The organism is Listeria ivanovii subsp. ivanovii (assembly GCF_900187025.1).
GTDB lineage: Bacteria > Bacillota > Bacilli > Lactobacillales > Listeriaceae > Listeria > Listeria ivanovii.
Genome location: NZ_LT906478.1, coordinates 2,052,554 through 2,071,325 on the forward strand (window position 1 = coordinate 2,052,554; position 18,772 = coordinate 2,071,325).

General features: G+C 38.7%; 16 protein-coding genes. 9 read left to right on the plus strand and 7 right to left on the minus strand.

The genetic code is table 11. The features are described 5' to 3' along the window. Positions 1–11: 11 nt before the first annotated feature. The 5 genes from CKV67_RS10155 to rnz all read right to left on the minus strand — a co-directional run bounded on the left by CKV67_RS10155 (position 12) and on the right by rnz (position 6,910). Positions 12–1,409 (minus strand): MFS transporter, encoded by a 1,398-nt coding sequence (locus tag CKV67_RS10155; RefSeq protein ID WP_025280016.1) that lies wholly within the window; start codon positions 1,407–1,409, stop codon positions 12–14. Next, positions 1,409–2,596: a M20 family metallopeptidase gene (locus CKV67_RS10160; RefSeq protein WP_014093314.1), complete on the minus strand. Its 1,188-nt coding sequence runs from the start codon at positions 2,594–2,596 to the stop codon at positions 1,409–1,411. The genes CKV67_RS10155 and CKV67_RS10160 overlap by 1 nt, the downstream gene beginning before the upstream one ends. A gap of 208 nt (positions 2,597–2,804) precedes the next feature. Further along, the gene (locus CKV67_RS10165) at positions 2,805–5,147 is read right to left on the minus strand and encodes a helix-turn-helix domain-containing protein (protein ID WP_025280017.1); all 2,343 of its coding nucleotides are present in this window, start codon (positions 5,145–5,147) and stop codon (positions 2,805–2,807) included. 46 nt (positions 5,148–5,193) lie between these two features. Next, the gene (locus CKV67_RS10170; RefSeq protein WP_014093315.1) at positions 5,194–5,985 is read right to left on the minus strand and encodes an SDR family NAD(P)-dependent oxidoreductase; all 792 of its coding nucleotides are present in this window, start codon (positions 5,983–5,985) and stop codon (positions 5,194–5,196) included. 4 nt (positions 5,986–5,989) lie between these two features. After that, positions 5,990–6,910, minus strand: a complete 921-nt coding sequence (rnz, locus tag CKV67_RS10175) for a ribonuclease Z (RefSeq protein ID WP_014093316.1) — start codon at positions 6,908–6,910, stop codon at positions 5,990–5,992. A gap of 301 nt (positions 6,911–7,211) precedes the next feature. Here rnz and zwf point away from each other — a divergent pair, with 301 nt between their 5' ends. The 3 genes from zwf to CKV67_RS10190 all read left to right on the plus strand — a co-directional run bounded on the left by zwf (position 7,212) and on the right by CKV67_RS10190 (position 9,405). Next, complete coding sequence (gene zwf, locus CKV67_RS10180) at positions 7,212–8,687, plus strand: glucose-6-phosphate dehydrogenase (RefSeq protein ID WP_014093317.1); 1,476 nt, start codon at positions 7,212–7,214, stop codon at positions 8,685–8,687. Between the two features lie 113 nt (positions 8,688–8,800). Continuing rightward, a complete protein-coding gene (locus CKV67_RS10185) occupies positions 8,801–9,235 on the plus strand; it encodes a YueI family protein (protein WP_014093318.1) in 435 nt (144 codons plus the stop codon). A 32-nt stretch (positions 9,236–9,267) separates the two neighbouring features. Then, complete coding sequence (locus tag CKV67_RS10190) at positions 9,268–9,405, plus strand: hypothetical protein (protein ID WP_003720303.1); 138 nt, start codon at positions 9,268–9,270, stop codon at positions 9,403–9,405. Here the strand turns inward: CKV67_RS10190 and CKV67_RS10195 are convergent. Then, positions 9,388–9,873, minus strand: coding sequence for a DUF6884 domain-containing protein (locus CKV67_RS10195; RefSeq protein ID WP_014093319.1), 486 nt, complete (start codon positions 9,871–9,873; stop codon positions 9,388–9,390). The genes CKV67_RS10190 and CKV67_RS10195 overlap by 18 nt on opposite strands. Beyond that, positions 9,846–10,379 (minus strand): GNAT family N-acetyltransferase, encoded by a 534-nt coding sequence (locus CKV67_RS10200; protein ID WP_221637855.1) that lies wholly within the window; start codon positions 10,377–10,379, stop codon positions 9,846–9,848. The genes CKV67_RS10195 and CKV67_RS10200 overlap by 28 nt, the downstream gene beginning before the upstream one ends. A gap of 656 nt (positions 10,380–11,035) precedes the next feature. Here CKV67_RS10200 and ilvD point away from each other — a divergent pair. From ilvD to leuB, 6 genes are all read left to right on the plus strand, one after another. Then, positions 11,036–12,730 carry a dihydroxy-acid dehydratase gene (ilvD, locus tag CKV67_RS10205; RefSeq protein ID WP_014093321.1) on the plus strand — a complete coding sequence of 565 codons (1,695 nt, stop codon included), beginning with the start codon at positions 11,036–11,038 and terminating at the stop codon, positions 12,728–12,730. A gap of 17 nt (positions 12,731–12,747) precedes the next feature. Continuing rightward, a complete protein-coding gene (gene ilvB / locus CKV67_RS10210) occupies positions 12,748–14,469 on the plus strand; it encodes a biosynthetic-type acetolactate synthase large subunit (RefSeq protein ID WP_014093322.1) in 1,722 nt (573 codons plus the stop codon). Beyond that, entirely contained in the window at positions 14,470–14,955 is a 486-nt protein-coding gene (gene ilvN / locus CKV67_RS10215) for an acetolactate synthase small subunit (RefSeq protein ID WP_014093323.1), read from the plus strand. It abuts the gene before it with no gap. A 72-nt stretch (positions 14,956–15,027) separates the two neighbouring features. Continuing rightward, on the plus strand, positions 15,028–16,023 hold the full coding sequence (gene ilvC / locus CKV67_RS10220; RefSeq protein ID WP_014093324.1) for a ketol-acid reductoisomerase: 996 nt from the start codon (positions 15,028–15,030) through the stop codon (positions 16,021–16,023). Positions 16,024–16,179: 156 nt separating this feature from the next. Continuing rightward, a complete protein-coding gene (locus tag CKV67_RS10225) occupies positions 16,180–17,718 on the plus strand; it encodes a 2-isopropylmalate synthase (RefSeq protein WP_014093325.1) in 1,539 nt (512 codons plus the stop codon). A 1-nt stretch (position 17,719) separates the two neighbouring features. Next, positions 17,720–18,772, plus strand: a complete 1,053-nt coding sequence (gene leuB / locus CKV67_RS10230; protein ID WP_014093326.1) for a 3-isopropylmalate dehydrogenase — start codon at positions 17,720–17,722, stop codon at positions 18,770–18,772.

The following is an 18,772-nucleotide window of genomic DNA, read 5'->3' on the forward strand; positions in this document are numbered from 1 at the left end:
TGATATCCTCCTTATTCTTTTGCAGCTTTAAGTGGTGCAGCTTTTTTCGCTTTTGGTGTAGTTACAACAACAGAGATAAGCGACACGACACAGAATGCTACATTTGTAAATAAGCCAATCATTGCTGCTAAATCAACATTTCCTGCCAGTGTAATGACACCGTAGATAGTAGCTGAAATCGCTACACCGAAAGAGCCACCTAAGGAACTAGCCATTTTATAAATACCAGAAGCTACCCCTACTTTATCTTCTGGTGCATTGGAAATCGCAGTATCCGTGGAAGGTGTTGCATACATACCAAGACCAACTCCAAATAAGGCAAAACCAATAAATACAAGAACGGTATAAAGTACACCTGGAATAAATGTAAGTGCCATAAGTCCGATACCAACAGCTGTAATTGCAGATCCAAGAATCATCGGTTTACGTGCACCAACTCGTTGCAGAATTTTTTCACCAATCCGAATCATTCCAAGTACACAAACTAGGTACCCGATGGATAATAAGCCAGATTGGAATGCTGTGAAACCACGTCCAACTTGTACGTATGTGTTTGCAACAACAAGTGTTCCAGCTGCTGCATTTAATAAGAAGTTGGAAAGTGTTGCACCAGTGTATGCTTTATTTTGGAATAACGAAAAATCAATAAATCCATTTGCTTGGCGAAGTTCTACGCGGAAAAATAGTCCTGCTGAAACAAGGAAAACAACAAGCATGATGATTGTCGTTGGGCTTGTCCAACCAAATGTAGAGCCACGAGTAATAATAAGATTTAAACAAACCATTGCAATAACAAAAAGAACAAGTCCAAAAGAATCAAATTTTGCTTTTGTATTTTGAACAACTTTACTTTCTGGCGTACCTTTAATTAACAACATACCTAGAAGTGCAAACGCGATAGAGAAAATGAAAATCCAGCGCCAGCCCATGTAAGTAGCAATGGCACCACCGGCGAAAGAACAAATTCCTGAACCGCCCCATGAACCAATCGACCAATAACTAAGTGCTCTTTGTCTATCTGCCCCGTCAAAATATGTTTTCATCAGCGCTAGTGTTGCAGGCATAATACAAGCAGCAGAAAGCCCTTGAATAATACGTCCAATAATTAATAATGTTGCGCCTTGTGTAATAACAAGTAGTAAAGAACCGATAATACTAAGAATAAGACCAATATACGTTAATTTCATTCGACCAAATTTATCAGCTAATCCACCAGCTACAACGATGAAGATACCTGAGAATAGAGCAGTTAAACTGATGGCGATACTTAGTAGACTTGGTGAAATCCCCAGATCAGCTTGAACATCTGGTACGATATTAACCATCGATTGAGCGAACAGCCAAAATGTAATAACACCGAATACAATCCCCACAATTAGTTTATTTGTTCCTTTATATGTTGTTGCCATTAGTTATTCTCTCCTTTTAAGTAATCTAGGACACAAGCTCCCATTGCTTTTGATGCAATTAAAAGCGCGTCTTCATTAATGTCGAATTTTGGATGATGATGCGGATAATAATGTCCATCTGCTGGCATAGCTCCAACATAGAAAAATACGCTTGGACGTTCTTTAGCATAATAAGCAAAATCTTCGGATGGCGGTTGCGGTTCACAGCGAACGATATCTGTTACTTCTGGGATAGCTGCATCTTTAAGTGATCTAACAACAAAGTCCGTTAAAGTTTCATCATTGTTTAAAACTGGGTAATCATTTTTGTAATCCAGTTCACAAGTAACACCAAACATAGCTTCTAATCCACTAGCAATACGTTTTACTTCTTTTTCGATTGTATTTCGTGTTTCTTCAGACATGGAGCGAACATCGCCTTCAAGTTCCACAGCGTCTTTAATCACATTGAAACTACCTTTACCATCAAAAGAACCAATCGTAACTGAACCAACATCAAACGGGTTTAAACGACGGCTAATAATAGTTTGAACTGCTACAACAAATTCACTTGCTGCTACAATCGCATCGTTTGCTAAATGGGGGGAAGAACCGTGTCCACCTTGACCTTGTACTTTTAATTTGAAATAAGAACGACCAGTTTGAATCGCACCTTCACGGTAGTATACTTCCCCGGTTTTCATTGTCGACATAACGTGAATTCCCAGTACATTGTCCACACCGTCCAGTGCCCCATCGCCAATCATTTGTATTGCGCCACCAGGAGGCGTTTCTTCTGCATGTTGATGTAAGATAACCATTTTCCCAGTTAACTCATCTTTCATTTCAATTAGTGTTTCTCCTAAGATCAACATGTAAGCTGTATGTCCGTCATGACCACAAGCATGCATAACTCCAGGATTTTTAGAAGCAAAAGGTAATCCAGTTTCTTCTTGAATTGGTAAGGCATCAAAGTCTGCACGAATTGCTAGTGTTTTTCCAAGTTTGCCAGTATCAATTGTTACAACAACACCATTACCTCCCACATGCGTGCGTACATCACAATCCATTTCTTTATAAAAGTCAGCAATGTATTTTGCTGTATCTTTCTCTTGAAATGAAAGTTCAGGATGCTCATGCAAATAACGACGAATTTCTATCATCCGACTTTGTTTTTCATCTAGTTTTTGGAATAACTTTTCTTTCATTGTCTAAACCTCCATTTTGTATACTTATGCTGGCCAGAACATTCGTATTTTTCATTACATCCTTATTATAAGAAAAAAAAAGCTAAAAGAAGTTTGTTTTTTTGCTTAGTTTTAGCTTGTTTATTTCTTCTTTTTGATTCTAATTGATTCAATGTCAAAAATTCGGTGCTTAGGGTATTAAAAAAGTCCAACTCAGTCGATTTAGACTTTAAATCGTATGTCTGAATTCATAAAAATGGATCGCATTAATGTCTAGATAGGCGTAAAATGACCAATCTTCCGTAATGGTTTCATCGCTTACGGTTAACGTTGGTTGAGAAGCATCGACAATATAATCTAAAATCTCTTTATCAAGACCATGTTTACTATTTAACTGCCAATACTTCGAGTAAAGAGCACCATTATCCCTATCAAATTGCCACTTACAAACTTGATATTCTCCTGCTTCAAGACCAAGCATTCTGATATGAACCTCTTTCCGCTCTTCTTTTAAAAATTTCTCCTCTACCGCATAACGTGGATTAATGGTTGCACAGTTCATCAAAACAAGTTGATATCCGTCTGTATGTTTCGTTATTATATAATCTTTTCCCTCCGCAACCACAATTCCTTTTAATCGTTCGAAAAATTTCACTGCATAAAAGGCTGGTCTTTTCCCATTGAAAAAGTGAAACATTTCTAAACCATCCAAACTGATATTTAACTGGCTTCCATCACCTTCATGTAGTTCTGTATTAATCCAAAAGCCTAGACCATTTACTTCCGGTGCAAGATCAAGCATTGTTTTTAAAACTAACGCACCACGGAAAAAGGTACCATTTGTATGTCTTGTATTCCCAGTGAGAGTGTTCCAATTAATTAACATCAACGGTTTATTAATATGGTGATGTTTCAAGAAAGCTTTTAGTTTTAATGTTTTAGCCAAACAATAATCTTCCGAAATTAAAAAAGATTTAATATCTTCATTCGAAAAATCTACTGCTTCATTTTGGTTAGCATTAAAAGAAATAAAATCAATTTTATCTGCCACATCTAAAAACCAGGTATGTTGAGTTGGTACTGCATTTTTTGATAAAGAAAAAGGAACAAAATTACCCACTTGAATGGCAGGGAAAATTGCTTTGATGGTTTTTCTTACTTTTAGATATATCCTTTCCAAATCCGCTTTGTTAACCGATGTATACTTGGGTTCGAAAAACATAAAATGCCATTTTGACACAAATTCTCTTCCAAACATTTGAATAGAATGTCTTAAAAAGTGATCTAATCGGTCAAAAATATTTTTTTCATCCCTAGAAACATCTTGATACTCTAAGCGAATAAATAATTGCAAATTTTGTTGTTTTAAAAATGTTAGTGCTAAATCCGATTTAGCATATGGGGAAGATGTCGGGACTAGTTCATCCGTTTCCGCTTCTGGTAGGAATGTCGATCCCCCAAATAAATAGCGAACGCCGATATAATTAACGCCGAGTTCATCGCGCGTTGTAATAATCTGATTCTGAACATCCTCTTTTAAAACTTCTTTTAATTTCCCTATCGTTAAAATATGCATGTTTTTTTCAAGAATACGGGATGATTTATCCGCTACTTTAATACTCTTTTTCTCAAACGGTGCTTCATTCAATTCTATTCCCGGCTCAACTTCTTGATAAAGGCTAGCCAGTTTAACAAGAATTTCTGAAGTTGGCTTGACTGATTCTATGCTGCTACTTATTATTACAGTAGTTTGCTGTTCCAATTGATTATACTCGGAGTGGTGCTGCATCCGATATTCACTAGGCGTTACATTAAAATGAAACTTAAATACTTCCGAAAAATGTTTTTGACTTGAAAAACCATTTTTAAGCGCAATTTCTGTAATATTTTCCGTTGAATGCATTAAGCTTTGAAGCGCATGTTTCAGCCTAACTTCTGTTAAATATTGCAAAAAACCGAGTCCAGTCGTCTTTTTAAAATAACGAGATAGATAGGCTTCACTTAAAAATTCTTTTTGGGCAAATTCACGAAGCGATAATGCCTCATCAAAATGTTCTTCTACTTCTCTAATTATTCGTGAAATACGTTTATCGTTCACTTCTTTTCTGGCAGAAGATGGTATTTCTTTTTTTAAGAATCGAGTCAAAAGCAACAAAATTTGAAACAAAGCAGTTTGTGCCTCTAGTTTATTGGAGTGTGTTCTAGTTGTGGAAGTAATTAGAAGCTCGCTAACTGATTTGCGAAGTGAGCCAACAATCCGCTCTCTTCCTGGATCGCTGTCTTTCGAGAAAAATTGGAATGATTGTTGAAAAAAATCTTCATAATAATGCGCAAAAAAAGTATCAGAAATGGTTAAATTGACAACTAAATTATTTGTATCTCCTTGAATTGTATAAAAGGTATTGCGATCAATAACTAAGATGTCTCCTTCTTGCAATCGATACTTTTCTTCGGCAATCTTAATCGTTAATTGGCCAGCAATCGCAAACACTACTTTTGTACCAAGCGAAATTTCCGAAGTTGGTTGTTTCACGCGTTCGATGCCTATTGTATAGTCTTGTAAGTGAGGCATTCATATCCACTCCTTTGTATAGCTTGATTGGACTGTGTTACTTACACTATTTCTTCAAAAAGGCGCCTTTTCCGAAAAACTCAATAACTTGAGGCATAATTTGATAAAGCCGTGTTGCAATGTTCATTACAAATGGCAAGTTAATTTCTCGGCGTTTAGTTCCCATAATTTGCACTGTTTTGCTTGCAACTTTTTCCGGTTTTAAGACTAATTTCCCAATAGTATCTAAATAATTGCCAGACTTATCCGCCACATCAAAAAAGTTCGTTGCAATCGGACCTGGGTTTACTGTGGTCACTTTTATTTTATCCGGAATTAATTCTAGCCTGAGGGCATTAGAAAACCCAAGAACCGCATATTTTGTAGCAGAATACACCGTTGACTTTGGTGTAGCGATTTTAGCTGCTTGAGAAGCAATATTAATGATATGACCGGACTTACGCGCTTGCATTTTTGGAAGCAGTAGTTGTGTTAACTGAATTAATCCTAAGACATTTGTATCAAACATTTTTTCAATGGTTTCAAATGGGATGTCTACCGCATTTTCGAATAAACCAAATCCAGCGCAATTTACTAGCACATCAATATCAAAAGCTTGGTTTACTTTTTCGCTTACTTGTTTCACTTGTTCGAAATCAGTCATATCTAAGGTGAAATATTCCACTTTAACTGGATAGTTTGTTGTGATTTCTTGTTGCAACGTGATAAGTTTTTCGGTCCGTCTAGCTGCTATAATGACATTTGCTCCTGAAGCCGCAACTTGTCTAGCAATTTCTGCCCCAAGTCCATTCGATGCCCCAGTAATTAGTACGGTTTTATTCTTCAAAAAAGCATTCATTTTGTCACTCTCCTATTTGGAAAACAGCTAAATCATACGCTATCTCAGTATTTTCAAAAACAGATTTTGCTTCTATTAATAAAGACTTGCTTGCTTCGCGGTCATATCGCGAACTAATATGAGTTAAAATCAATTTTTTCACACCTGCTCTTTTCGCAAGTTCGGCAGCTTGGACTGTCGTAGAATGCATATATTCTGCTGCCATTTTACCTTTATCGCCTTCAAATGTTGCTTCATGAACGAGCACATCTGCATTTTCAGCTAATCGAAACTCACTAGCAGTTGCTCGTGTGTCACCAAAAATACTAATAATTTTCCCTTTTTGCGGATTACCAATATAATTCTTCCCGTCAATTTCGCGACCATCTGGAAGCGTAACTATTTCGCCATTTTTCAGTTTTTGGAAAACAGGTCCTGGTTCCACGCCATCCGCTTTTAATTTGGCAGCATTGAGCGCGCCTTGCTTATCTTTCTCCACTATGCGATAACCAAAACTTTGCATACCATGTTCTAATTCATCCGCCGTAATAGCAAACATTTCATCTTCAAAAATGACTCCTGGCCCAATTTCCGCAAAAATAATTTTGTACGTTAGCCTTGTGCCACTTAATCTTAATGAAGTTTCGATGTACTCCCGGATTCCAGGCGGACCATAAATCGTTAAGTCTGAATCACCGCCTTGAAACGAGCGACTGCTTAATAATCCTGGCAAGCCAAAAATATGGTCACCATGCATATGGGTAATGAAGATAAATTCTAATTTACTTAATTTGATTTGGCTTCGTAAAACTTGATGTTGCGTCGCTTCCCCGCAATCAAACAGCCAAATCGTATTTCGTTCATTTAACATTGACAGTGCAATGGATGTGACGTTACGGCCTCGTGACGGTACGCCTGCTCCAGTTCCTAAAAAAACAAGTTCCATTTTTGATCCATTCCCTTCCCAGTTCGTGTCTTATTTTATCACATTCTTAATCGAACAGGAAATAAACATTTTCAAGGTAAAACCCTTATAATTCAGAAATAACTGTCAAATTAAAAAAATAATCAGTTCAAACAGTTGCACAAAAGCTTCTTTATAGATAAAATAGTATGGACTAATGAGGAAAATTAATAGCTCATTTATTAAAGGCCTTTTTTTATGGGGTCCTTTTTCGAACTAGGAAGTTTGTTTCTAGTAGCTAATTTTTGCCATTAAAGAGAACAAGAAAGAGGGTAAATGACGTATGACAGATGAGTTAGAACAAAAAGCATTGATTACTATTTTTGGCGGTACGGGAGATTTGGCAAATCGCAAACTTTACCCTTCGCTATACCATCTATTCAGTAAGGGCTCTCTTGGCGACAATTTCGCTGTCATTGGAACAGCTCGTCGTGAATGGAGTAACGATTTCTTCCGTGATAAAGTGAAAGAATCCATTAAAGACATCGATGGTTCTGAAAAAGACGCGGATGCATTTGCTTCTCATTTCTATTATCAATCTCATGATGTAACGAATAAAGAATCATATGTAAAACTCAAAGATTTGTCTGATGAATTAGATGCAAAATATGAATTAGGTGGCAATCGTTTATTCTACCTTGCCATGGCGCCCAATTTCTTCGGAACAATTGCAAGCCGCATCAAATCAGAAGGCTTTGTTGATACAAAAGGATTCCACCGGTTAATTATTGAAAAACCATTTGGTCATGATTTAGCAAGCGCCGAAGAATTAAATAATTCCCTTCGTCAAGCTTTTAATGAAGATGAAATTTATCGAATTGACCATTATTTAGGAAAAGAAATGATTCAAAATATCTCCGTGATTCGCTTTGCAAATTCTATCATTGAATCACTTTGGAATAATCGTTATATTGATAACATCCAAGTTAGTTTAACAGAAGTGCTTGGCGTAGAAGATCGTGGTCGCTACTATGATGAAAGTGGGGCACTAAGAGATATGGTTCAAAATCATATTCTCCAAATCGTTTCCTTGTTAGCAATGGAGCCGCCAATTAATTTAACTACACGTGAAATTCGCCATGAAAAAGTTCGCGCGCTTCGTTCTTTACGCGTTTTTGAAGGAAAAGAAGTGCATCAAAACTTTATCCGCGGTCAATATGGTCCCGGCGAAGTAAATGGCAAAGAACTAAAAGGCTATCGTCAAGAAGACAATGTCGATCCGCATTCGAATACCGAAACTTTTGTTGCAGCGAAGTTAGAAATTGATAACTTCCGCTGGGCTGGTGTTCCGTTTTATATTCGTACAGGTAAACGTCTAGCGAAGAAAACTACTCAAATCGCCATTCAATTCAAAGACGTACCGCTTAATTTATTTGGACAACAACAATCACTTGGTGGAAATGTGCTTGTTATCCATATTCAACCTGACGAAGGTATAACGCTTCATTTAAACGTAAAAGAACCTGGTCAAGGAATGGTTACAATGCCAGTTAACTTAAACTATATTCATTCTTCTCCTGATGGAATGAATACTCCAGAAGCATACGAAAAATTAATTTTAGATTGCCTTCGTGGTGATGCGACATACTTCTCTCATTGGGATGAGGTTTCGCTATCATGGAACTTTATCGACCACGTAGCAGATGTTTGGACAAATACAAAAGACCACTTCCCGAACTATAAATCTGGTTCATTCGGACCAAAAGAAGCAGATGACTTGATTCAACATGATGGATTCCAGTGGTTCCCAATCGATTAATAGTAAAAACCAGAACTAGGGCCAACCCTCCTACTTCTGGTTTTTTGTCTACTTGCAAAAGCCCCTTAACATGTTAGAATAGAGGTAACTAACTAGTTAAAGGAGCTCATATAATGGCTGAAAATATTGATGACTACTTAGAAAAAGGCATGTATGGAGCAAAAGAAATTAATCCTGCTGAAAAGAAAAAATATTTAGGAACTTATCGTGAACGAGTCTTAGTTGCGCTTACGAAAGAAGAAGTTTTGTCGCAACAATTTCTTCCAGAACTAGAAAAAGCGATACTAGAATCTCCTGACTCCAAACTTCTTTTGAACGGATTACTGCATTATAATTCCATGCGTCCTTATATTAAACTTGCCGAAAAATGCAAACATGAATTTTCTATCGTTAGTCGCTTAGAGGGCGAAACAGAATTTTATCTCGTGCTCACTTGTCAAAAAGCAATCAACAAAGAAGATATTCATTTATATAAAGAAGAATCCCCAGTGGAAACCAGAGAAGAACCCGTTTCGCTCCTTGAAAAAGTACGGAAGTTATTCGATTAAGTTTCTCGTTCATTTATTTAGGAGGTCGATTTATGCTACACATTATTACTTTATCGCTCGCTGTTTTAATGGCTTTACAGACAATTTATTTCTTTATTCGTAAAAATGTCAATATGGGCGTGATGTTTTTGCTTATCACCGCTGCACTTCTTTTACTTAGTACTATTTAACGGAATTCCTGTTTCAACTGCTTGTTTTAACTTTTGCTGCATGACACCAATGCCAGAGGAGCCAATAAGTGGAAATTCTAAAGCTTGTTTATTATCCGTAATCGCAATTAATAACCCTTTGAACTTTTCCCCGCCTAACATCGGGACTTGTTCAGTAGGGTTTATTTGTTGCTCTTGCCACATCTGCCTAAGAGCCTCTAATTGAATCGTATCCGGCCCCACGCCCTTCATCGTAAAACGAACATCATATGTACCTTCCACCATATCGTCTGGTCTTAGAAAACCGTACTTAGGCGATAAAATCAAATAGTTACCTGCAAATTTTTCGGCATAGGCTTTACTTAAACGATGAAATGTTCCTGTATATGCTTCGCTAGCTTTAACTGGCCCGATATTTGGAAATTTATCCCATATTTTTGGTTTGCCTGATGCAATTATGATTAGCTTTTGTTTATTGGAAACTCCCACATCATCACCCTTCCTTGTCGCTCAAAAACGTCTTTTTCTTTTATACGTACGAATTGATTATGTTTCAGTACTCGAATAGAAGCTTCATTGTTCTCATAACAGCGTGCAAAAATACGATGAATGACTGGCTGTTTTTCTAACCAAGCAATCATTCCTATTAAAGCTTCGGTCATATAACCTTTATTTTGATAATCGGGCACGATGCTATAGCCAATTTCAATTTCTCCTGTCTCATCAGGAATTCCTTGACCACCAATTTCTCCAATAATTTTATTTTCTTCTTTAAGTACAACGAGCCTCGTCCATTTAATCATTCGATCATCTTTTTTCACATTTTCCAATACATAAGGAAGATAAAAAAAGAAATCAATTCCAGGCCAATCTTTGGAAACATGGTAACCACTTGCTTTCTCTAAACTTTCCGTTCCTTTTATGGTTGCTTGAATCATCTCAAGTGTATAATTAATCAATATTAGTCGCTCTGTCTCAATAATTTCCACAAACATACCCGGCTTTCCTACTAATTTATTACTTTCAATTTAGCAGAATCAGGTATGTTTACGCAACTATTGTGTTATTTAATCATCAAATATTAAAATAAAACTATTCTGACTATATACTTGACCTTTAAATTTTGAATGCGCTTCCAACTAAGTTATACTTTAAATATAAGACCAGGTGCTAATTTTTGTTCCAGCAATAAGTTAGTTGAATTGTGCAAACTAACGGAAAACTTTCAAAATAACAATTGACAATCGCTTAGCAACCGTTTATATTAAGTAATAACATAACATTTCTTGATATTCATTGTTTTCAAAAATGTGAGACTAATCGAAAATCTAAAACCATTTGATGAAAGGGATAATGACTTATGAAAACGACTAAATCCGTCATTACAATTTTATTACTCTAGAAGGGCTTTGAACACTGTAGCAAATTACAGTAGTTTGAGTCCTGTTTACATTAAATGGGATTCTTGCAAAGCATCCCATTGTTTTCATCATTGGGGTGCTTTTTCTTTAGCTAGATTTCGAGTTTTCGAGCAAAAACGGCTATCAAGTGAGCTAATACTAACTACTATACATTAATGCCACGCTATTTTGTGAATTCTAAAAATTCAGCGTCGGCAAATAATTCTTAATTAGAAATGGGGTAAAGTCATATGCGTAGTGACAAAATTAAAAAAGGTGTCGACCAAGCGCCGGCAAGAAGTTTGCTGCATGCTACAGGTCAAATTAAAAGTCCAGGTGATATGGAAAAACCATTTATCGCAATTTGTAATTCTTACATTGATATTGTTCCTGGCCATGTTCACTTGCGAGAGCTTGCCGATGTGGCGAAAGAAGCAATTAGAGAAGCTGGCGGTATCCCATTTGAATTTAATACGATTGGTGTAGATGATGGCATCGCGATGGGACATATTGGTATGCGTTACTCCCTACCCTCTCGTGAAGTCATTGCGGATGCAGCAGAAACAGTAATTAACGCCCACTGGTTCGACGGAGTTTTTTACATTCCTAACTGTGACAAAATCACGCCAGGAATGTTACTTGCCTCAGTTCGTACTAACGTCCCTGCTATCTTTTGCTCAGGTGGTCCAATGAAAGCCGGATTATCCGCTCACGGGAAAGCATTAACACTCTCTTCTGTATTTGAAGCTGTTGGTGCATTTAAAGACGGTAGCATGTCACAAGAAGATTTCCTTGATATGGAAGCCAATGCTTGTCCGACTTGTGGTTCTTGCGCTGGAATGTTTACCGCTAACTCTATGAACTGTTTAATGGAAATTCTCGGAATGGCGGTTCCCGGAAATGGTACAACACTCGCTGTTTCTGATGCTCGTCGCGACCTTATTAGACAATCCGCGTTCCACTTAATGGATTTAGTAAAAAAAGATATTCGTCCGCGTGACATTATTACGAAAGATGCAATTGATGATGCATTTGCACTGGATATGGCAATGGGCGGCTCTACTAACACGGTTTTACATACACTTGCACTTGCGAATGAAGCTGGTATTGAAGACTACGATTTGGAGCGCATCAATGATATTGCTAAGCGTGTCCCTTATCTTTCCAAAATCGCCCCTTCTTCTTCTTACTCCATGCATGATGTTCATGAAGCAGGCGGCGTATCTGCCATCGTAAAAGAATTAGTTGATCTTGGCGGAGCAATCCATCCCGATCGCATTACTGTTACCGGAAAAACAATCCGTGAAAATGTCGCTGATGCCAAAATTAATAATACCGATGTTATTCATCCAAAAGAAAATCCTTATAGCCCGGTTGGCGGACTTTCGATGTTATTTGGAAATATTGCACCAAAAGGAGCCGCTATCAAAGTTGGTGGCGTTGATCCATCTGTCAAAGTTTTTAAAGGAGAGGCAATTTGCTTTAGCTCACATGATGAAGCAGTTGAAGCGATTGATAACCATACAGTCCGAGAAGGTCATGTTGTTGTAATTCGCTACGAAGGTCCTAAAGGCGGTCCTGGAATGCCGGAAATGCTGGCTCCAACTTCTAGTATTGTCGGTCGTGGGCTTGGAAAAGACGTTGCACTAATTACAGATGGTCGTTTTTCTGGAGCTACTCGTGGTATCGCAGTTGGTCATATTTCTCCGGAAGCCGCTGCCGGTGGTCCAATCGCACTTGTAAATGACGGCGATATGATCACTATCGACTTACCAAATCGGACATTAAATGTAGATGTCCCCGATGATGTTTTAGAAGCAAGACGAAAAGACCTACCTAAATTTAAAGCAAAAGTAAAAACTGGTTATCTTGCAAGATACACGGCCTTAGTAACAAGTGCTCACACTGGCGGTATCTTACAAATCCCAGAAGATTTAATCGACTAAAAAACGAGGTGATAAGCGTGATTGATACGACAAAGAAAAATGAAAAAGCGACAGAAAAAATTAGTAAAAGTGGAGCAGACCTATTAATTGATTCCTTAAAAAAACAACATGTCGAAATGATTTTTGGCTATCCAGGTGGCGCGGTTTTGCCACTATATGACGCTTTTTATGACTGTGATATTCCACATATCCTAACAAGACATGAGCAAGGTGCCATCCATGCGGCAGAAGGCTATGCTCGAGTAACTGGTAAACCGGGTGTAGTAGTTGTCACTAGTGGTCCGGGAGCTACTAACGTTTTGACGGGGATTGCGGATGCGATGAGTGATTCAATCCCACTTGTTATTTTTACAGGGCAAGTTCACACCCCCGGAATCGGAAAAGATGCTTTCCAAGAAGCCGATATGATTGGCTTAACCATCCCGATTACTAAGTACAATTATCAAGTACGTGATGTTCGGGACTTACCAAAAATCGTCAATGAAGCTTTTCATATCGCGAATACTGGTCGTAAGGGTCCTGTTGTCGTTGATATTCCAAAAGATATGGGGATTACTCAAACAGATGCCGTTCGCCCTGATACGATTGATTTACCAGGGTATCAACCGACTTATTCACCTAACCCACTCCAACTTGAAAAATTGATGCAAGCTTTATCAGCAGCAAGCAAACCACTGATTCTTGCAGGTGCTGGAGTAAATCACGCGCGAGCAACTGCAGAACTTTTAGAATTTGCTGAGCGCTATCAAATTCCAATTGTGAACACACTCCTTGGACTTGGAAGTTTCCCTCAAAGCCATGACTTATTTTTAGGAATGGGTGGAATGCACGGCTCCTACGCGGCTAATATGGCGCTAACTGACTGTGATTTGCTTATCAATTTCGGTTCAAGATTTGACGATCGTCTTGCAAGTGCACCGAAAGAATTCGCACCAAAAGCAACGATTGCTCATATCGACATTGATCCAGCAGAAATTGGCAAAATTATCGAGACACAAATCCCTATTGTAGCTGATATTAATGAAACACTTACGCAACTACTTCAAATGGAACTACCTGTTTACCCGGATACCTCACATTGGTATAAATTAAATATGACGCGTAAAAACCGCCATCCTTTTAATTTTGATAAAACAAAAAAAGCAGAAATTAAACCCCAGCGAGTAATTGAACTGATTGGCGAAATTACGCAAGGAGAGGCGCTTGTATCTACTGATGTTGGCCAACACCAAATGTGGACCGCGCAGTTCTATCCCTTCCAGTTCGATCATCAAATTATCACAAGTGGTGGTCTAGGAACAATGGGATTTGGTTTTCCAGCAGCAGTTGGAGCACAGCTTGCTTTCCCAGATAAAACGGTTGTAGCAATTGTTGGTGATGGCGGCTTTCAGATGACAAATCAGGAGCTCGCAATATTAAATGATTACCAAATCAACGTAAAAACAGTCATTATCAATAACGGCTCGCTTGGAATGGTTCGTCAGTGGCAAGAAAAATTCCACGGCGAGAGATATTCTCACTCCATTTTCACAAGCCAACCAGACTTTGTGAAACTTTCAGAAGCCTATGGGGTCAAAGGTGTTCGCCTTACCAACCCTGAAACACTTGAAAAAGACTTAAGAAAAGCCTTTTCTCATCCTGGACCAATTGTAATTGACGTACATGTAGCAAAAAATGAACTAGTACTTCCAATGGTTCCAAGCGGTAAACCAAATCACCAAATGGAAGGGGTGGAATAAATGCGCCGAATCATTACAGCTACCGTAAATAACTCATCTGGCGTACTAAATCGGATTACTGGGGTTATCTCCAGACGCCAATACAATATTGATAGCATTTCTGTTGGCTGGACCGAGATCCCCAATGTTTCTAGGATTACCATCGTTGTCCACGTTGATTCGCTATACGAAATTGAACAAGTCACGAAACAACTAAATAAACAAATCGATGTCCTTAAAGTTAGCGATATTACGGACGATGCGCATATCGAACGCGAACTTGCTTTAATTAAAATCAACTCCCCTGCCGCCTTACGATCAGAGCTAAACGCTGTCATCAAACCATTTAGAGCGACCGTAATTGATGTCGGCACGAAAAATGTCGTCATCCAAGTCACCGGGACAAGCGAGAAAATTGATGCCTTTGTCGATATTGTCCGCCCTTATGGAATTAAACAAATGGCACGAACTGGCGTAACCGGTTTTACAAGAAGCGCAAAAAAATGAGTTAAGTTACTACAGAGCAAGCAAGTCAGGTGTTCTGAAATATAAAAAGAAATTAGTTGGAGGTTAGGAAAAATGACAAAAGTTTATTATGAAGATGCAGTGAAAAACAACGCACTAGAAGGTAAAACAGTAGCAGTAATCGGGTACGGTTCTCAAGGGCACGCCCATTCTCAAAATTTACGCGACAATGGTAATCAAGTAATTATCGGTATTCGTGAAGGGAAATCCGCTGAAACAGCTAGAAATGATGGTTTTGATGTTTATTCTGTTAGCGACGCAGCCGAAAAAGCTGATGTTATCATGATTCTTTTACCCGATGAAACACAAGGCGATACGTATGAGAAAGAAATTAAACCTAACCTAAAATCTGGTAATTCACTTGTTTTTGCGCATGGTTTTAATATCCATTTTGACGTAATTAAGCCACCTAGTGATGTAGATGTTTTTCTAGTAGCTCCAAAAGGACCAGGACATCTCGTTCGTCGTACATTTGTTGAAGGCGGCGCTGTTCCTTCCCTATTCGCTATTTACCAAGATGCTACAGGAGATGCTCGTGACACCGCCCTTTCTTATGCAAAAGGTATTGGCGCTACTCGTGCTGGCGTTATTGAAACTACTTTCAAAGAAGAAACCGAAACGGATCTATTTGGTGAACAAGCTGTCCTTTGTGGAGGAGCGACTCACTTAATCCAAGCGGGCTTCGAAACACTTGTAGAAGCTGGCTACCAACCAGAGCTTGCTTATTTTGAAGTGCTACACGAAATGAAATTAATCGTTGACTTGATGTATGAGGGCGGCATGGAAAAAATGCGTGATTCCATCTCTAACACGGCAGAATATGGAGATTATGTATCCGGTCCGCGTGTTGTTACAGCCGATACGAAAAAAGCAATGAAAGAAGTACTTACCGACATTCAAAACGGCAACTTCGCTAAAGCCTTTATTGATGATAATAAAAATGGCTTTAAAGAGTTCCATAGAATGCGTGCAGAACAACAAGGTCATCCAATCGAAAAAGTTGGCGCTGACCTTCGCGAAATGATGCCGTTTGTGAAACCACAACATTAATACTTAAGACGATTGCTAGGTGAGAATTCTTGCCTAGCAACCGTTTACCTATTTTCAGTTTGAGTTTAAGAAAGAAATGTTTCTTTCCTAAACTGATACTGAAAGCAGGAAAAATCCAAGCTTCCCTATCTAATATAAAACAAGAGGTGAAATCGAATGAAGAAAATCCAGTTTTTTGACACAACACTACGAGACGGCGAACAAACCCCTGGAGTTAATTTTGACGTAAAGGAGAAAATCCAGATCGCCTTACAACTCGAAAAACTCGGGATTGATGTAATTGAAGCCGGCTTTCCGATTTCTTCTCCAGGAGATTTCGAATGTGTCAAGGCCATTGCAAACACGATTAAACATTGTTCTGTAACAGGGCTAGCTCGCTGTGTTGAAGAAGATATCGACCGAGCAGAGGAAGCACTTAAAAATGCTGTTTCTCCGCAAATACATATCTTCCTAGCAACAAGCGATGTACACATGGAATACAAATTAAAAATGAGCCGAGCGGAAGTACTTGCTTCCATTAAACACCATGTAAGTTATACAAGAGAAAAATTTGATGTAGTTCAATTTTCACCAGAAGATGCAACAAGAACAGAGCGAGCGTTTCTTATCGAAGCCGTCCAAACAGCAATTGATGCGGGGGCAACGGTCATTAACATTCCAGATACAGTCGGTTACACAAACCCAACTGAATTTGGTCAATTGTTCCAAGACTTGCGCCGCGAAATCAAGCAATTTGATGAGGTTACTTTTGCCTCCCACTGTCACGATGATCTCGGTATGGCGACCGCGAATGCACTTGCTGCCATCGAAAATGGTGCAACACGAGTGGAAGGAACGATTAATGGTATCGGTGAACGTGCTGGAAATACTGCACTAGAAGAAGTAGCAGTTGCACTTCATATTCGCAAAGTGTTTTATCAAGCAGAAACGAATATTGTCTTGAACCAATTTAAAAACACGAGTGATTTGATTAGCCGTTTGTCAGGTATGCCAGTGCCTCGCAATAAAGCCGTTATCGGTGGAAATGCCTATGCTCACGAATCCGGTATTCATCAGGATGGGGTACTAAAAAACCCAGATACTTACGAAATTATCACCCCTGCTCTTGTTGGTGTTGATAAAAATTCTCTTCCACTTGGAAAACTATCTGGTAAACATGCTTTTAATACTCGTATGGAAGAAATGGGCTATGCTCTAAGCGAACAAGCACAAAAAAATGCTTTCACACGATTTAAACATCTAGCTGATGCGAAAAAAGAAGTGACCGAAGAAGATCTTCATGCACTGATTCTAGGTCAATCTTCTGAGTCCGCTGATGACTTTGAACTAACACATTTACAAGTTCAATATGTTACAGGTGGTGTCCAAGGTGCCATCGTTCGAATTGAAGAAAAAAACGGCGCTAAACTAGAAGATGCGGCGACAGGTTCTGGAAGTATTGAAGCGATTTATAACACGATTAATCGTTTAATGGACCAAGATATTGAATTAACCGATTATCGTATTCAAGCAATCACAGCTGGACAAGATGCTCAAGCGGAAGTTCACGTTGTAGTCAAAAATGCTAAAGGCACTGAATTTCACGGTATCGGAATTGATTTTGACGTTTTAACCGCAAGTGCTAAAGCTTACTTACAAGCATCAGGCAAAAGCAAAACCGTTACCAACCAAGCTGATTTTGAGGAGGTAAAATAACGTGACTTACAAAATTACCTCTCTAGCTGGTGACGGAATTGGTCCAGAAATTATGACAGCTGGTACCCAGGTTCTCCAAGCCATTGCTAAGAAATATCAGCACACGTTTGAAATCGAATCTCACCCATTTGGTGGCGCAGGGATAGATACTACTGGAGATCCAATGCCTGAAACCACACTTAAAGCCTGCCAAAATGCCGATGCGATTTTACTAGGTGCAATTGGCGGTCCTAAGTGGGATAATGCGGCAAAACGACCTGAAGATGGTTTACTTGCTCTTAGAAAAGCGCTTGGTCTATTCGCTAACATCCGTCCTATCCAAGTTCCAAGTTCGATTTCACACCTCTCTCCTTTAAAAAAAGATATTGTGGAAGGCACTGATTTTATCGTTGTCCGGGAACTTACTGGCGGCTTGTACTTCGGTGAACCAAAACATTGGAATGAAGATGCAGCGGTCGATTCTTTAACTTATACTCGAGCAGAAATCGAACGAATTATCGAAAAAGCCTTCGCGATTGCTGCTACAAGAAATAAAAAAGTGACTTCGGTCGATAAAGCTAACGTACTCGCTTCTAGCAAACTATGGCGTCAAATTGCCGAAGAAGTTGCTAACAAGCATCCGGATATTACTCTAGAACATTTATACGTAGATGCTGCTGCGATGATACTTATACAACGGCCAACTACTTTTGATGTAATTGTTACGGAAAATTTATTCGGTGATATTTTAAGTGATGAAGCGTCTGTAATCACTGGCTCACTAGGTATGTTACCTTCTGCCAGTCATGCGGAAAATGGCCCTTCATTATATGAGCCTATTCATGGTTCAGCCCCCGATATCGCAGGTCAAAATATCGCTAATCCAATGTCGATGATTTCTTCCATATCTATGATGTTACGCCAATCTTTCGGACTTTTTGTGGAAGCTGATGCGATTGATAAAGCAACTGCCGCAACAATGGAAGCTGGATTTTTAACTGCTGACTTAGGTGGAACTACATCCACTACTGATTTTACCAAAGAAGTACTAAAACAAATTGAAGGAGGAGAATAA

Coding starts and splice junctions, on each gene's coding strand:
- CKV67_RS10155 (WP_025280016.1), bottom strand. CDS start 1,409: ATGGCAACAACATATAAAGGAACAAATAAACTAATTGTGGGGATTGTA.
- CKV67_RS10170 (WP_014093315.1), bottom strand. CDS start 5,985: ATGAATGCTTTTTTGAAGAATAAAACCGTACTAATTACTGGGGCATCG.
- CKV67_RS10165 (WP_025280017.1), bottom strand. CDS start 5,147: ATGCCTCACTTACAAGACTATACAATAGGCATCGAACGCGTGAAACAA.
- ilvC (WP_014093324.1), top strand. CDS start 15,028: ATGACAAAAGTTTATTATGAAGATGCAGTGAAAAACAACGCACTAGAA.
- CKV67_RS10185 (WP_014093318.1), top strand. CDS start 8,801: ATGGCTGAAAATATTGATGACTACTTAGAAAAAGGCATGTATGGAGCA.
- CKV67_RS10190 (WP_003720303.1), top strand. CDS start 9,268: ATGCTACACATTATTACTTTATCGCTCGCTGTTTTAATGGCTTTACAG.
- zwf (WP_014093317.1), top strand. CDS start 7,212: ATGACAGATGAGTTAGAACAAAAAGCATTGATTACTATTTTTGGCGGT.
- CKV67_RS10225 (WP_014093325.1), top strand. CDS start 16,180: ATGAAGAAAATCCAGTTTTTTGACACAACACTACGAGACGGCGAACAA.
- CKV67_RS10160 (WP_014093314.1), bottom strand. CDS start 2,596: ATGAAAGAAAAGTTATTCCAAAAACTAGATGAAAAACAAAGTCGGATG.
- rnz (WP_014093316.1), bottom strand. CDS start 6,910: ATGGAACTTGTTTTTTTAGGAACTGGAGCAGGCGTACCGTCACGAGGC.
- CKV67_RS10200 (WP_221637855.1), bottom strand. CDS start 10,379: ATGTTTGTGGAAATTATTGAGACAGAGCGACTAATATTGATTAATTAT.
- ilvN (WP_014093323.1), top strand. CDS start 14,470: ATGCGCCGAATCATTACAGCTACCGTAAATAACTCATCTGGCGTACTA.
- ilvD (WP_014093321.1), top strand. CDS start 11,036: ATGCGTAGTGACAAAATTAAAAAAGGTGTCGACCAAGCGCCGGCAAGA.